Origin of the sequence: Halomonas huangheensis (assembly GCF_001431725.1) — a bacterium.
In the GTDB taxonomy this organism is placed as follows: Bacteria; Pseudomonadota; Gammaproteobacteria; order Pseudomonadales; family Halomonadaceae; genus Halomonas; species Halomonas huangheensis.
On the sequence record NZ_CP013106.1, the window covers coordinates 3905773 to 3921046 of the forward strand.

11 protein-coding genes are annotated in these 15274 nt (G+C 59.1%); 9 read left to right on the forward strand and 2 right to left on the reverse strand.

Annotated elements, in window-relative coordinates; all coding sequences use genetic code 11:
* The first annotated feature begins 326 nt into the window (after window positions 1-326).
* From AR456_RS16860 to AR456_RS16890, 7 genes are all read left to right on the forward strand, one after another.
* Complete coding sequence (locus AR456_RS16860) at window positions 327-3239, forward strand: ribonucleoside-diphosphate reductase subunit alpha (RefSeq protein ID WP_021818154.1); 2913 nt, start codon at window positions 327-329, stop codon at window positions 3237-3239.
* Between the two features lie 120 nt (window positions 3240-3359).
* The gene (locus AR456_RS16865; protein ID WP_021818153.1) at window positions 3360-4637 is read left to right on the forward strand and encodes a ribonucleotide-diphosphate reductase subunit beta; all 1278 of its coding nucleotides are present in this window, start codon (window positions 3360-3362) and stop codon (window positions 4635-4637) included.
* 255 nt (window positions 4638-4892) lie between these two features.
* Window positions 4893-5204 carry a hypothetical protein gene (locus tag AR456_RS16870; RefSeq protein ID WP_021818152.1) on the forward strand — a complete coding sequence of 104 codons (312 nt, stop codon included), beginning with the start codon at window positions 4893-4895 and terminating at the stop codon, window positions 5202-5204.
* A gap of 716 nt (window positions 5205-5920) precedes the next feature.
* Window positions 5921-6391, forward strand: coding sequence for a tripartite tricarboxylate transporter TctB family protein (locus tag AR456_RS16875; RefSeq protein WP_031207371.1), 471 nt, complete (start codon window positions 5921-5923; stop codon window positions 6389-6391).
* A 26-nt stretch (window positions 6392-6417) separates the two neighbouring features.
* On the forward strand, window positions 6418-7920 hold the full coding sequence (locus AR456_RS16880) for a tripartite tricarboxylate transporter permease (RefSeq protein ID WP_021818149.1): 1503 nt from the start codon (window positions 6418-6420) through the stop codon (window positions 7918-7920).
* Between the two features lie 103 nt (window positions 7921-8023).
* Window positions 8024-9001, forward strand: a complete 978-nt coding sequence (locus AR456_RS16885) for a Bug family tripartite tricarboxylate transporter substrate binding protein (RefSeq protein WP_021818148.1) — start codon at window positions 8024-8026, stop codon at window positions 8999-9001.
* An 83-nt stretch (window positions 9002-9084) separates the two neighbouring features.
* Window positions 9085-10722 (forward strand): thiamine pyrophosphate-dependent enzyme, encoded by a 1638-nt coding sequence (locus AR456_RS16890; RefSeq protein WP_021818147.1) that lies wholly within the window; start codon window positions 9085-9087, stop codon window positions 10720-10722.
* Window positions 10723-10795: 73 nt separating this feature from the next.
* Here the strand turns inward: AR456_RS16890 and AR456_RS16895 are convergent, their stop codons facing one another.
* Both AR456_RS16895 and AR456_RS16900 read right to left on the reverse strand, forming a co-directional pair.
* Complete coding sequence (locus AR456_RS16895) at window positions 10796-11626, reverse strand: DODA-type extradiol aromatic ring-opening family dioxygenase (protein WP_021818146.1); 831 nt, start codon at window positions 11624-11626, stop codon at window positions 10796-10798.
* A gap of 72 nt (window positions 11627-11698) precedes the next feature.
* Complete coding sequence (locus AR456_RS16900) at window positions 11699-12085, reverse strand: DoxX family protein (protein ID WP_236995581.1); 387 nt, start codon at window positions 12083-12085, stop codon at window positions 11699-11701.
* Window positions 12086-12326: 241 nt separating this feature from the next.
* Between AR456_RS16900 and AR456_RS16905 the strand changes: the two genes are divergently transcribed.
* Window positions 12327-13277: a LysR family transcriptional regulator gene (locus AR456_RS16905; RefSeq protein ID WP_051995704.1), complete on the forward strand. Its 951-nt coding sequence runs from the start codon at window positions 12327-12329 to the stop codon at window positions 13275-13277.
* Between the two features lie 412 nt (window positions 13278-13689).
* Window positions 13690-15126 carry an IS1182 family transposase gene (locus tag AR456_RS16910; protein WP_021818143.1) on the forward strand — a complete coding sequence of 479 codons (1437 nt, stop codon included), beginning with the start codon at window positions 13690-13692 and terminating at the stop codon, window positions 15124-15126.
* Window positions 15127-15274 lie beyond the last annotated feature (148 nt).

Sequence of the window (15274 nt, forward strand, 5' to 3'; positions counted from 1 at the left end):
TAGTCATACAACGGTTGTTGGGCAACATCCTGGACAATTTTCCAAGCATACCCGAAAAAATCCTTCTCGCCTTCATCGCGCTGAGGCGGTACCCAAACCGCTCCATTCCTGACGTGCAGCCAGATGCGCTGATTACCCTCTGTTTCATCACAGTTCATCCACAGACTTATCCACTTGCTGGAGCGGAAAAACCACACTATCTTGTGTCTCAAATATCCAGAGGCACCACATCATGTGTCTCTAGCAATTCCAGCGACTGGCTGTCAATAGCCTTTCTCGCTCAATATTTCCGCCACCGACATCATCAGGAAGGGAGCCTCGGCGCCATGGAAACCCTCGCAACTACGGACCGTCCGTCCGTATCCGTCACAGCACCTCAGACACTACGCGTGATCAAGCGCACCGGTGATGTGGTGTCATTTGACGCCGACAAGATTGCCGTCGCCATGAGCAAGGCATTCATTGCCGTTGAGGGAGACAACGCCGCGACTTCCAGCCGTGTCCGCGACTTCGTCAAGGAATCCGCGGAAGTCATTCTGAACACCTTCGCCCGGCGCATGCCGGACGGCGGCACCATCCACATCGAGGATGTTCAGGATCAGGTCGAGCTGGCCCTGATGCGCAGTGGCGAACAGAAGGTCGCCCGCGCCTACGTGCTGTACCGCGAGGAACATGCCCGTGCGCGTGAAGACAGCGGTATCCAGAAGCCGCACCCGACACTCAACGTCACCGGTGTCGACGGCGAGCGCAGCCCTCTCGATCTGGGCCGCGTAGAAACACTGGTCTTCGATGCCTGCGAAGACCTCGAGAACGTCGATCCCAACAAGATCGTCCAGGACTCGCTCAAGAACCTCTACGATGGTGTCACCATCGATGGCGTCTCCCAGGCGCTTATGATGACAGCTCGTACTCTGGTCGAGAAAGACCCCAATTACACTTATGTTACTGCTCGCCTACTGCAGGACAACCTGCGTCGCGAAGCATTATCGTTCCTCGGTATCGCCGAAGACGCCACCTACGGTGACATGGCCGAACTCTACAAGCCGGCCTTCCTCGCCTATATCGAGCGCGGTATCGAATTCGAACAGCTCGATCCGGAACTCGCGCGTTTCGATCTACAGCGCCTGGCGGATGCTCTCGACCACAGTCGTGACAACCAGTTCACCTATCTTGGCCTGCAGACGCTCTACGACCGCTATTTCCTGCACCATGACGATGTCCGCTATGAGCTGCCGCAGGTGATGTTCATGCGCGTCGCCATGGGTCTGTCGTTGAATGAGGACGACCGCGAAGCGCGTGCCATCGAGTTCTATGAGCTGCTGTCGAGCTTCGACTATATGTCGTCGACGCCGACCCTGTTCAATGCCGGCACCCTGCGTAGCCAGCTTTCCAGCTGCTACCTGACGACCGTGCCTGACGACCTCGACCAGATCTACAGCGCCATTCGCGACAACGCCATGCTGTCCAAGTGGGCTGGTGGCCTGGGCAACGACTGGACTCCGGTGCGCGCGCTGGGCTCCTGGATCAAGGGCACCAACGGTAAATCCCAGGGTGTCGTGCCCTTCCTCAAGGTCGTCAACGACACTGCAGTTGCCGTCAACCAGGGTGGCAAGCGCAAGGGTGCAGTCTGCGCCTACCTCGAAACCTGGCACCTGGATGTCGAGGAGTTCCTGGAGCTGCGCAAGAACACCGGTGATGACCGTCGCCGTACCCACGACATGAACACTGCCAACTGGGTGCCGGACCTGTTCATGAAGCGGGTCTTCGACGACACCGAGTGGACGCTGTTCTCACCGTCCACCTGCCCGGACCTGCACGACCTCTATGGTGTGGCCTTCGAGAAGCGCTACTCGGAATACGAGGAAATGACTCGCAACGGCCAGCTCAAGCTGTTCAAGCGCGTCAAGGCACGTGACCTGTGGCGCAAGATGCTGTCGATGCTGTTCGAGACAGGCCACCCGTGGATCACCTTCAAGGATCCCTGCAACATCCGCAGCCCGCAGAGCCACGCCGGTGTCGTGCACAGCTCCAACCTGTGCACCGAGATCACCCTCAACACCAGTGTTGACGAGATCGCGGTATGTAACCTGGGCTCGATCAACCTCGCTCAGCATGTGGTCGACGGCAAGCTCGATGGCGAGAAGCTGAAGAACAGCGTACGTACCGCAGTACGCATGCTCGATAACGTTATCGACATCAACTACTACGCGGTCCCCCAGGCGAAGAACTCGAACTTCAAGCATCGTCCGGTTGGCCTCGGCATCATGGGCTTCCAGGACGCGCTCTATGCGCATGGCATCGCCTACGCCAGCGAAGAAGCCGTGACCTTCGCCGATGAGTCCATGGAACTGGTCAGCTATCACGCCATCGAGGCCTCCAGCGATCTGGCCGCCGAGCGTGGCCGCTACGAGAGCTTTGAAGGCTCGCTGTGGAGCCAGGGCATCCTGCCGATCGACTCCGTCGAGAAGCTCAAGGCCGAGCGTGGCGAGAAGTACATCGAGGTCGATACCAGCCAGACCCAGGACTGGGATCGCATTCGCGACAAGGTCCGCGACCAGGGCATGCGTAACTCCAACGTGATGGCCATCGCCCCGACCGCGACCATCTCCAATATCTGTGGTGTGACGCAGTCGATCGAGCCGACTTACCAGAACCTGTTCGTGAAATCGAACCTGTCCGGCGAGTTCACCGTGGTCAATTCCTGGATGGTCAACGACCTCAAGGAGCGCGGCCTGTGGGACGAGGTCATGATCAACGACCTCAAGTACTACGACGGCAGCGTGCAGCCCATCGACCGCGTCCCGGAAGACCTCAAGGCCCGCTATGCGACCGCCTTTGAAGTCGAGCCGAAGTGGCTGGTCGAAGCCGCCTCGCGTCGCCAGAAGTGGATCGACCAGGCGCAGTCACTGAACCTGTACATCCAGGGCGTCTCGGGCAAGAAGCTCGATGTGACCTACCGCATGGCATGGTTCCGTGGCCTCAAGACCACCTATTACCTCCGCGCGCTGGGTGCCACCTCGGTCGAGAAATCCACCGTCAACCGCGGCACGCTCAACGCCGTCAGCAACGGCTCGGCCCCGACGCCGTCAGCCGCTCCTGCGCCGACTGCCGAGAAGCCAGAGCCGCGTGGCATCGAAGGCTATCTCAAGGGCGAGTCTGATTTCCTCAAGGGCAAGGGTGGTCAGCGTCCGCCGTCTGCGGCTGAAATCGACGATCTAGGCTGCGAGGCCTGCCAGTAACCCAGCAATCAAGAAGGAAGATGGCGCGCTACGCCAATGAAGAACGCAGGTAGCTACCTCGTTCTTCCGCCCCCAGGGCCTTCCTTCTTGTTGCTTCACCTCCGAGGAACGAGGAAGAACATGATCGATTGGGATGAATTCCACGAAGACGATACCAGCGTCGCCGAGAAGCCTGCTGCTGGGTCTAAAACAGCCGGTTCTCAAGCAACTGGGTCTCCAGCAAAAGAGCCGCAACCAGCCCCCGTCGCTGAACCAGAGCCGGAAGTCCGTCAGAGCGCCGGAGACTACGAAGTTGCTGACGCGGATCGCATCGCTCGCGCTCGTCAGTCACTGGAAGAGCTCGACGTCGCTGCCGGTCTGGAAGAGCTGGAGATGGGTGCCGCGCGCATCGAGGTCGACGACAAGCGCATGATCAATGCCCGCGCCGACCTCAACCAGTTGGTGCCGTTCAAGTATGAGTGGGCATGGCAGAAGTACCTGGATGGCAGCGCCAACCACTGGATGCCCCAGGAAGTGAACATGAACGCGGACATCGCGCTGTGGAAGAGCACGGACGGCCTGACGCCGGACGAGCGCCGCATCGTCGAGCGTTCACTGGGCTACTTCTCCACCGCCGATTCGCTGGTCGCCAACAACCTGGTGCTGGCCCTCTACCGCCTGATCACCAACCCCGAGTGCCGCCAGTATCTGCTGCGTCAGGCCTTCGAGGAGGCGATCCATACCCACGCCTATCAATACTGCGTGGAATCACTGGGCATGGACGAAGGCGAAGTCTTCAACATGTACCGCGAAGTCCCGTCGGTCGCCGCCAAGTCCGCGTGGAGCCTCAAGCACACTCAGTCGCTGTCGCGCTCGAACTTCCAGACCGGCACCACCGAGACCGACCAGGAACTGCTGCGCAACCTGATCGCCTTCTACTGCGTCACCGAAGGCATCTTCTTCTACTGCGGCTTCAGCCAGATCCTGTCCATGGGTCGTCGCAACAAGATGACCGGCGTTGCCGAGCAGTTCCAGTACATCCTGCGCGACGAGTCCATGCACCTGAATTTCGGTGTCGACATGATCAACCAGATCAAGATCGAGAATCCGCAACTGTGGACGCCGGAATTCCAGGACGAGTGCACCCAGATGATCCTCGAGGGCACCGAGCTCGAGATCGCCTACGCGCGTGACACCATGCCGCGCGGCGTACTGGGCATGAACGCCGCGATCATGGAAGAGTACCTGCACTTCATCTGCAACCGCCGTCTGGCGCAGATTGGTCTCAAGGAACTGTACCCGGGCGCACAGAACCCGTTCCCGTGGATGAGCGAGATCATCGATCTGCGCAAGGAAAAGAACTTCTTCGAGACTCGCGTAACCGAATACCAGGTCGGCGGCGCGCTGAGCTGGGACTGATCTCGAACAGGCCCCGGCACCAGGGGTACGGCGAAGCACAGACGATGGTGTCGATGCTTCGCCGGACACCACCGCCGGTGGCCTGAGTCGGGGAAGCTGCCGAGGAAACTGCAGCGGCAAGGTTTTACCTCTAGAACCCATGACCGACAGGAGGCGCCCCATAAAACAACTCACAACAGCACTGCGATTCGAAGCGTCACTGAGAGATGTTTGAAAGGAAATTCCATTTGCCCAAGATGCGTCTCAGGAGGCCATATGCCAAGCCCCAACCAACGCCTTCAGCACGACACCCGAGCCTGGCAATCCGCACTGGACCAAGCCCTTGCTGCCCATGGTGGTGAACGCGCTCTGGCCCGCTACGATCACCTGGCACACGCCTTCCCCGCTCCTCAGTACGATCCCCACGACGAGAACCACCCCCACCTGAACCTCGATGCCCTCAAGCGTTGGGCCCTGTATCGCGGCTGGCGTGCACAGCCGGTGCAGGACCGTAACGGTAGAGGGTCCGCCAAGAGCCCTCCGGTGCGCTTTATCCGGCTGGGTGGCCGCACCGCTACCAGTCACTGATCCCCTCGTCATGCAACGCCGGGGCAGAGCCAACGCTCTGCCCCGATCTCATTGCACCACCACAAACACCCCAGCCTCTCGCCCTGCTGAATAGCCTCTACCCGACTCCGCGCTACCCGAATTCTCTCTACCTGAATTCTCTCTACCCATGCAATTGCTGCACGAAGAAGCCTCTCACCCACCGCTATTGCCGCGGCGCACCTGCCGATCCTGAGCATCGCTGAAAGAAGCGATCAAAGAAGGGTTGACGCCCCCTTCTGCATCTTTCTATAGTCAGTGACCGAATAATCGATTTTTTATTTAAAAAACGAAATATTGTAAAAGTGTCGTTACATTAACCATGCTCCAGTGCACACCTCGTCACGGGCAGCGCATGTGCGGCACTGCATCAACAGCGACGCATCATCCAGAGCTCACACCACCAAGAACTCGCACCACCAAGAACTCGCACCACCAAGAACTCGCACCACCAAGAACTCGCACTACCAAGAACTCGCACCATCGACGAAAACGCTCCACAGACAACAACAAAGGTGTTTCGACATGACGCTTATCACACGGTCCCCTCTCCTCATCCTCACCAGAGATCACTGCTGCGCTGAGCCAGCAGGCAACAGAGAACACCCCAACCGCTGACCATCCAGACCTGCCCCTCTGCCGAGATCACTGCTGCCGCAAGCGCATGCCCGCCAGGCGCAGTACTGGAGAAACATTCCATGCCAACAATAACCAAAGATCGCGCTCTGGCGATTGCCATGCTGATCATGGTGGCCATCCTCTATGTCGAGTCGGGCAACATTCGGCCACCGACAAGCTGGCAGACCTATGGGTCGGCCATGTTCCCTCAGATCCTGCTGGGGGTTATCGCCATCCTCTCGGTACTGATCCTGGTGCGGTCGCTATTCAACAGCGACTCGCCGCAAGCGCGTGAGCGCCGTACGGCCATGCAATGGCTGAGGCAGAACGGTGCCGTGCTGTCGCTGTTTGCGTTCTTCGGACTCTACGCGCTCGTGCTACCGGTGCTCGGCTATCTCGTCTCCACCATGGCCTTCATGGTGGCATCGCTGGCCCTGTTGCTGGGCGTGGATACTCGGCGGAAGTGGGCCATCAACCTTGGGGTCAGCGTGACTCTCGCCTCGCTGATCTACGTGATCTTCCATTTCGGTCTCAATATCTGGCTGCCCTGACCGGCGCAATGTCTCTGGAGTAGTCCATGGCTGATTTCTTTCTTCATGCATTCGCCCTGGTCAGCAGCCCTTCTGTGCTGCTGCTGATCGTGATTGGCGTACTGTTCGGCATTATTGGCGGTAGCGTCCCCGGGTTTACCGTCACCATGGCGATACTGGTGGTATTCCCCTTCACCTTTGCGATGGACCCTGTCAGCGGCGTATCGCTGATGGTCAGTGTCTTTGTCGGTGGTTATTCGGGGGGCATCGTGTCCGGTGTCATGCTCGGCATCCCCGGAACTCCGTCATCGATCACCACCGTCTACGATGGCTACCCCATGGCGCTGAGAGGCGAGCCGGGACGAGCGTTGGGCATCGGCGTGGCGGCGTCCTTCATCGGCACCGTGATCAGCGTGGCGGTACTGGTCTTCTTCGGCCCGTTGCTGGCCAGCTTCAGCATGAACTTCCGCCCATGGGAAATCTCCGCACTGATCATCTTCGCCCTGACGCTGGTTGCCGGGCTTTCCAATGGCGCGCTGCTCAAGGGCATGCTGGCGGCGGCATTGGGCCTGCTGATCACCACCGTCGGCTATGACCGCAACAGCAACCTACGCTTCGACTTCGACCTGCCGGTGATGAGCTCCGGATTCGAGATCCTGCCGGTGATGATCGGCATCTTTGCCTTCTCCCAATTGATGGACAATATCGAGAAGCTGCGCGAGGAGAAGCGCACCAGGAGCGAGGCAGTCCCCGACATTTCGATTCCCTACGGCCGCATCATTCGCGATATCGCTTCCCAGAAGACCAACACCATTCGCTCTTCGTTGATCGGCAGTCTGATCGGCGCTCTGCCGGGTACCGGCGGCACCGTGGCCAACTTCATCAGCTACGACCAGGCGAAGAAGTTCTCTCGCCACCCTGAGCGGTTCGGCACCGGAATACCGGACGGCATCATTGCTTCCGAAGCCTCCAACAGTGCCGTTGCCGGCGGTGCCTTTGTCCCGACGCTTGCATTGGGCATTCCGGGTGACCTGCCGATGGCGATCATGATGGGGGTGTTGATTCTGCATGGCATCACGCCCGGGCCGCTGATGTTCGAGCAGAACCCGGTGCTGGTCGGTGCGATCTACGCCAGCCTGTTGGTCGGGGCGGTGGTCATGGTGCTGTGCCAACTGTTGTTGGTGCGCTGGTTTGCGCGTATCGCGCTTATCCCACAACAGATTCTGGTGCCTGCCGTGCTGATGCTGTGCGCCATCGGCGCCTACGCCTTGAACAACAACCTCTTCGATATCTGGGTGCTGTTCGGATTCGGCATCGTGGGCTACCTGCTATGGAAGGCCGAGGTGCCACTGACGCCATTGATCCTCGGCGTGGTGCTGGGCAACAACCTCGAACAGCAGTTGTTCCGTGCCCTGGACCTGGACGGTAATTGGCTCACCTTCCTGACTCGCCCACTGTCGGCGACCTTCCTGGCACTGGCCGTGATATCCGTCATTTTCTCGCTGTATCAGAACCGCAAGATCCAACAGAAAGCGGCATTGAATCAATAGCGCTGACTCAATAGCGCTGCCTCAATAACGATCGAGACAATCACAGCTGAAGAACACAGCTGAAGAACACAGCCTCAAACAACCACAACACAAAAGGTGCTTCATGAAACTCAATATTTCCAAAACCCTGGTAGGCTGCTCCATCGCACTCTGCGCATCGGTGCTGCCTTTCACCGCGATGGCGGATGATTATCCCAACCAGGATATTCGCTTGATCATCCCCTATGGCGCCGGCGGACCTACCGATGTCATCTTCCGCAAGATCGCACGCGAAGCGGAAAAGGAGCTCGGTGTTTCGATCGTACCGGTCAACATGTCCGGCGCGGGTGCGACGCTGGGATCGAGACATGTAAAGGATGCCGAACCCGATGGCTATACGATCCTCGGTGGTCACGACAACATTGCCCTGTCAAAGATCGCGGGCATGGTCGATTACTCGTATGAGGCCTTTGAACCGGTCTCGCGTGTGACGCAAACCTTCAACATGCCCACGACTTACCCTGAACACCCCGTTCAGGATGCCAGTGAAATCCCGCAGTACATCGAGGACCATCCGGGCGAAGTCAAATTCAGCATGATCCCGACATCGACGGATCACTTCTTCTGGATGCAGATGTTTGACGCCATGGGTATCGATCCCGCGGATGTGAAGCTCATCAGTTACCCGGACACCACCGAGCAGATGGCGGCGCTGATGGCCAAGGAAATCGACTTCACCATCACCAACGCCGCCTGCTGTGCTTCGTTCTATGAAGATGGCACCTTCCGCCCCCTCGGCGTTGCACACTCCGAGCGATTGAGCGGCAGCGCACTGGAAGATATCAAGACATTCCACGAAATGGGCGTGGATATGGAATCGGCAACAAGCCGCGGCATCTTTGCTCCCAAGGGCACACCACAGGAGCGTATCGACATCCTCGCCGATGCATTCGAAACCGCACTGGAGAACGAGGAGCTGCGCACCACCTTGATCAACGAGCTCGGCTCCGAACCGAGCTTCCTGGCGGGACAGGCCTATCAGGATTTCCTGACCGAAAACGAAGCCAACCTTACCAAGGTGTCCAAAAACATCGAGTTCTAATCCCAGGCCCAGCCCCCCACTACGTTGATTGGCGCCCTCAAGGCAACGAGGGCGTCCCCATCCCATATGCATAGGTGGTTACCATGCGATGTTCCGCTTCCGAGGCACTGATAACGTTCCTCTCTGCCAACGGTGTTGATCGAATCTTCTGCGTGCCTGGAGAAAGCTACCTGACCGCGCTGGATGCCATGTATGAGCATCCAACCATCGATGTGGTTGCCTGCCGCCACGAAGGCGGTGCGGGTTTCATGGCCGTGGCCGACGCACGGCTTACCGGAAGGCCGGGGGTACTGTTCACCAGCCGCGGGCCCGGCTCCATGAACGCGGCAATCAGCCTGCATGCCGCTCAACAGGATGGTGTCCCGCTGCTGGCCTTCATCGGTCATGTCACCCGTGAAGAGCTGGGCCGCGGCGCCTTCCAGGAGGTCGATTACCGCCAGACCTTCGGCGATATCGCCAAGGGCGTGTTCGAGGTCCACTCCGGTAACAGAATGCTGGATCTTGTCGCTCAAGCATGGCGGCTGGCGACCAATGGCACTCCCGGTCCTGTCGTCATTGTGCTGCCCGAGGACATGCTGGCCGATGATATCAAGATGGACGCATCGCTCCCGCTACCGACGCCATTGAAATCCGGCCCGACGACCACCGACCTGAATGCCATCCAGCAACGCTTGAGTGAGGCGAAGCGCCCGCTGTTGCTGGCGGGTGGCCAGATCAATACCCCCGAGGCCCGGGCGGCACTGCGCAGAGTCGCCGAGTTGTGGGGATTGCCGGTGCTTGGCACCTTCAAGCAGCAGGAAGTCATGGCCAATGACCATCCCAACTGGGTCGGCCAGGTGGGATTCGTCATGCCAACGCTGATGACAGAATGTCTTGCGCAGGCAGACCTGATCCTCGCCGTGGGAACCCGCCTCGGCGATATCAGCACTCAAGGCTATCGCTTTCCGGCAGCGCCCGTTCCGGAGCAGGATGTCATTCATGTCTACCCGGATCCGGATCAGATCGGTCGCAATATCGCACCGTGGATGGGTGTGGTGGCGGACAGCGGCAGCTTCCTGACCGAGCTCGGCAAGCTGCCCGCACCGACAGCAACCGATGAACGCCAGGCGTGGCTGGATGAGTTGAGCGGCAATTACCGCTCACTGGGCAAATACGTCGCCAACACCAGCGTGCATGGCGTCGACCCGGGCGGCGTAGTCACCGCAGTGAACCGACATGCGGCCGCGGATAGCGTGTTCTGTCTCGATGCCGGCAACTTTGCCACCTGGGTACATCGCTACCTGGTCGCCCATCAAGGTCAGCGAGTGCTCGCCAGTGCCTCGGGCGCCATGGGCAGCGGAGTACCCTTTGCCGTCTCGGCAGGGTTGCGCGATCCGCAAGGGATGGTCATCGCCTTCCTCGGTGATGGCGGCGCGCTGATGACCTGCAACGAACTGGCGACGGCCGTCCATCATGGCGTCAACATCAAGATCATCATCATGGACAACTCGCTCTACGGCACCATCAAGGGCTTTCAGGAGAAGCTGTTCCCGGGTCGTCAGGTGGGGACTTCACTGACCAACCCCGATTTCGCCGCCTGGGCGGAGTCGTTTGGTGTGCGCGGCTACACCATTGACGACGATGCGAGTATCGACAACATCGTCGAATCGGCGCTCGCCCATCCAGGCCCTGCGGTAATCCATGTGAAGCAGAACCCCGGCCGGCTCACCGCCTTCAGTTGAGGGCCTTGCATCAAGGGCTTTCGAGTCCGAAGTGGGGCTGGTTTGATGCAAGATCAGGCCAGCCCCGCACCTCTCAGATCCCGAAGGCAAAGGCCGATTGCACACTGCCCATCACCTGATCCTGGAAGATGCGCGTGCCAGGATCATCGCCTGCCGCACCGGCGGCCACCATCAGCGGCAGAAGATGCTCTTCCTCAGGGTGAGCGGCCCGTGCACCGGGTGCCTGTGACCATTGCACAAGGCGCGCATCGCGCTGCTGTGCCGGGAGCGCGATGCTCTCCCCCAACCACTGATCGAAGGCCTGTGAATCGGGATCGACCTGCGTGCCACCACGCATCAGACGCGCCATATTGTGATAGCTCATCCCACTGGCAACGATCAGCACGCCCTGCTCACGCAATGGTGCCAGCGCGCGCCCCAGGGCCAGATGCTCCTCCACCGCCAGCCCCTGCTTGAGCGATACCTGCACGACCGGAATCTCCGCCTCGGGAAAGGCCAGCTTGAGCGGTACAAAAACGCCGTGGTCCAGCCCTCGGCTGGATTCCTCGACACTCTCCAGCCCTGCTGCTGCCAGGTATTGCGCTACTTGACGCGCCAGTTGTGGATCTCCCGGTACCGGCCACTGCAGTTGATAGGTGTGCTCAGGAAAGCCGTAGTAGTCGTAATAGAGTTCAGGGCATGGCTGCACGTTGATCGCAAAGCGCTGCGCCTGCCAGTGGGCCGAGATCACCACCAGCGCACGCGGTTTGACGCCCAACTGTGCCGGCAACTGCCGGAGCCACTCTGCCATGGCCAGCCATTCATCCGCAGGTTGCCAGTCCATGTAGAAACAGGGCCCGGCACCATGAGGAAGGAACAGCGTGGGCAATGCTTGCTCGGGTGTCGCATTCAGTATCGATGACATCAGGCATATCCTCCTGCAGATGCAGGGCGCGGAGTGTCCCGCGCCCTGTTGCGATGAATTCGAGCGGTCGGTTCAGATACGCAGCCCCAGGCGTGAGTCCAGCGAGTAGCGACCACCACCGCCAATCACGAAGGCCAACGCGACCAGTCCCCACATCAGCGGATACTCGATACCACCATTGGTCCAGAACAGGCCATTGGGGATATGCACGCTGAGCGCCACGGACATCAGCACCACCACACCGAGCGCTGCCAGGCGTGTCAGCAGCCCCAATGCCAGCGCTGCACCAGCGAAGAACTCAACCAACCCGGCCAGTAGTGCGAACAACCAGCCAGGATGCATACCCAGAGTATCGGCGAAGAACTGGCCAGTACCGGAGATGCCATAACCACCGAACCAACCGAACAGCTTCTGGGCGCCATGCGGCATCAGCAACAGGCCAGCGGTAATGCGAATCAGCGGCTAGGCGAGGCTCTGCAGGCGGGTGGCTCGTGAGTCGCTAGTGGTTGCTGTCGTCGAAGTCGTGAAGTTATTCATGTGATTCGTCTCCCGGTAAAGTGCGATGGACCAAAAGTGTGGCGCGCTTAGTTGTCTGCGCGTTGTGATGTTCACAGTCTGGCGACGTTTCCAGTTCTCCGGGAGACAGCAAAATGGCAACATATGGTTTCCAATTCAGAAACCATTGAGCGGCAGGCACACCATGACCACGCACTCATCATCGGGAAGGCAGGATGCAACACCGTCTCCCTCTTCCATGCTGGGCGGCTCACTCGAGGATCTGCAGGCATTCTGCTCGGTGGTGGAGCTGGGTTCGATCTCGGCTGCGGCGCGTGATCTTTCCGAAACCAAGGGCAGCATCAGCCGCCGCATCAGCCGGCTCGAAGGCCGCCTTGGGGTCGCCCTACTGGCACGCACACCGCGCGCCGTCTCGCCAACTGAAGAAGGCATGCGCTTTCATGGCCGCGCCCGTGAAGCCCTGACTCTGCTGGCAGATGCCACCGAGGGCGCGCGTTCAGCGCGTGCCGCTCCTCAGGGGCTACTGCGAGTCACAGCACCTGTCGACATCGGCGTGGACCTGCTGCCACCGCTGGTGGTCGAGTTCCACCGCCAGCACCCACAGATTCGCGTCGAACTGGTGATGACCGATACCCCGCTGGACCTGACCGCGCACCGCATCGACATGGCATTGCGCGCCGGGGGCCACGACCTCCCCGATATGAACTACCGCGCCTCGCCGATCGCCGACCTGACCATCAGCCTGCACGCCTCACCACGCTATATCGAAGAGCACGGGCTCCCCGAGCACCCCGAGGACCTGCAGCAGCACGCCCTGGTCACCTCGCTCTCTCACCAGGGCACCGCCCCACTGATCCTGCAGCGACGCGGACGCCGCTACGAGATCGAGAATCGCGCCCAGCTACGCACCAGCGACTACGCCAGCCTGGCAAGGCTATTGATCGCCGGCGGCGGCATCGGCCCACTCCCCAACCTGATCGCACGTGGCGCTGTCGAACGTGGCGAACTGGTCGAGATCCTGCCCGATATGCTGGTGCACGACGGCAAGCTACACGCCATCACCCTGCGCGGCCTCGACGCCCCCGTGCGGGTACGGCTGTTCCGTGAATTCCTGCGCGAATCGCTGATGGGGTGATGGTAAGTGAAGGAGTGCCAAGGGACTCCAAGCCCCCCTGGTAAGCGACCACACACCAGATAGGTAAGATTCCTCTTGCTTGCTCGAAACCAATGCCCGCTCCATCGCCGCCGACCACGCCAGAGAAATCCCTCGCAACATATTGAAAACGCTGGTTTAACGCTTTCTGTCCAATGGTCTATCTCGGCCAAAAAATATGCTGAATCGCTGTTCTAAATCATATTTGTCTGCTATTAGATACACCGTGTGTCAGTGAAATGTAGGCGGAGCAGCGTGGGGCAGCGAGCAGTGGTTATAGGCTTCGCTAGAAAAAAGCTCACAGGGCTTTTGGCTTTGAGTGTCCGGTTACGACCGAGGCTGTGTGAAAACGTGATGGCCGCTACACTTTACCCAGATCCCTGAGGAAATGGCGATGAAGCGATTCGTGGTGGGTGAAGCCCGAGATCAAAGCACGTTATTCCCTGCACTTTTGGACGACTTCATCGCTGAGGATAATCCGGTCCGTGCCATTGAGGCCTTCGTGGAGGGCGTCGATCTCAGAGGGCTTGGTTTCAAGGGCATTGATCCGCATGCGACAGGAAGGCCCGCCTATCATCCCGCTGTTCTACTGAAGCTCTACATCTACGGCTATCTCAATCGCATTCAGTCAAGTCGCCGCCTGGAGCGCGAGACGCAACGTAATGTCGAGATGATGTGGCTGACGGAGCGCCTGACACCGGATTTCAAGACGATCGCAGACTTCCGAAAGGATAACGGCGAGGCCATCCGCCGTGTCTGTCGAGAGTTCATCGTGCTTTGCCGGCGGCTGGATCTGTTCTCACAAACCATGGTGGCCATCGATGGCAGCAAGTTCAAAGCCGTCAACAACCGCAACCGAAATTTCACGGCGACCAAGATGAAGCGCCGCCTTGAGCAGATTGGAGAAAGCTTCAATCGGTATCTGGGTCAGCTTGATGCAGTCGACCGGGAGGAGCCTGCACTGGCCGAGGCCAAGACCGCGCACCTGAAGGAAAAAATCACGAAACTACGGGAAGAAACTTCGCGATTACAAATAGTTGAGGAGGAGAGGCTAAAGTCTCCCGATCAGCAAGTATCCCTGACGGACCCGGATGCCAGGGCGATGGCGACCAGCGGCAGAGGTACCGGCAGCGTGGGTTACAACGTACAAACCGCGGTCGATAGCCAACACCATTTGATTGTGGCTCATGAGGTGACCAACGTCGGGCATGACCGGGGACAGCTCTCTAATATGGCCAGGCAAGCCCGGGAGGCCACTGGCATCAAGGAGCTGAAGGTCGTGGCTGATAGAGGCTATTTCAAGGGCGAGGAAATTCTTGCCTGCCACAAGGAAGGGATCACTACCTATCTCCCCAAGCCGCTGACATCGCCAAGCCAGGCCAAGGGCTTTTTCCCAAGAGACGCATTTCGGTATCTCCCTAAAAGCAATGAATATTCCTGCCCCGCTGGACAGCGGCTGACATGGAGGTATGAAACGATAGATAAAGGGATGAAGCTGCATGCTTACTGGAGTTCGGCATGTGCAACCTGTGTCATGAAAGAAAAATGCACGACTGGCAAGCAACGACGAATCAAGCGCTGGGAGCATGAAGATGTGCTTGAAGCCGCACAGTCACGCCTCGATTGGAATCCGGAGATGATGCGATTGAGGCGACAAACAGTGGAGCACCCGTTCGGGACACTGAAGGCGTGGATGGGGGCAACACACTTCACGACGAAGCGGCTCAGAAATGTGAGCACGGAAATGAGTCTTCATGTGTTGGCGTACAACCTTAAGCGCGTCATAAAGATCTTGGGAGTCAATGGGTTGATGAAGGCAGCGAGGGTATGACAGCCCCTTTTGTCATATTTTCAAGGGCGATAAGGGCGAGATGTATGCCTTCTGATGGTTTCATGATTTCCAAATCTCACAACAGCATTAGTCGGAAATCATCCAATCAATGGCTTGTGTGGGCTCAACAGGAAGCTGAGGGGGAAGG

Coding starts and splice junctions, on each gene's coding strand:
- AR456_RS16895 (WP_021818146.1), bottom strand. CDS start 11,626: ATGTCATCGATACTGAATGCGACACCCGAGCAAGCATTGCCCACGCTG.
- AR456_RS16885 (WP_021818148.1), top strand. CDS start 8,024: ATGAAACTCAATATTTCCAAAACCCTGGTAGGCTGCTCCATCGCACTC.
- AR456_RS16910 (WP_021818143.1), top strand. CDS start 13,690: ATGAAGCGATTCGTGGTGGGTGAAGCCCGAGATCAAAGCACGTTATTC.
- AR456_RS16860 (WP_021818154.1), top strand. CDS start 327: ATGGAAACCCTCGCAACTACGGACCGTCCGTCCGTATCCGTCACAGCA.
- AR456_RS16875 (WP_031207371.1), top strand. CDS start 5,921: ATGCCAACAATAACCAAAGATCGCGCTCTGGCGATTGCCATGCTGATC.
- AR456_RS16870 (WP_021818152.1), top strand. CDS start 4,893: ATGCCAAGCCCCAACCAACGCCTTCAGCACGACACCCGAGCCTGGCAA.
- AR456_RS16880 (WP_021818149.1), top strand. CDS start 6,418: ATGGCTGATTTCTTTCTTCATGCATTCGCCCTGGTCAGCAGCCCTTCT.
- AR456_RS16905 (WP_051995704.1), top strand. CDS start 12,327: ATGACCACGCACTCATCATCGGGAAGGCAGGATGCAACACCGTCTCCC.
- AR456_RS16890 (WP_021818147.1), top strand. CDS start 9,085: ATGCGATGTTCCGCTTCCGAGGCACTGATAACGTTCCTCTCTGCCAAC.
- AR456_RS16865 (WP_021818153.1), top strand. CDS start 3,360: ATGATCGATTGGGATGAATTCCACGAAGACGATACCAGCGTCGCCGAG.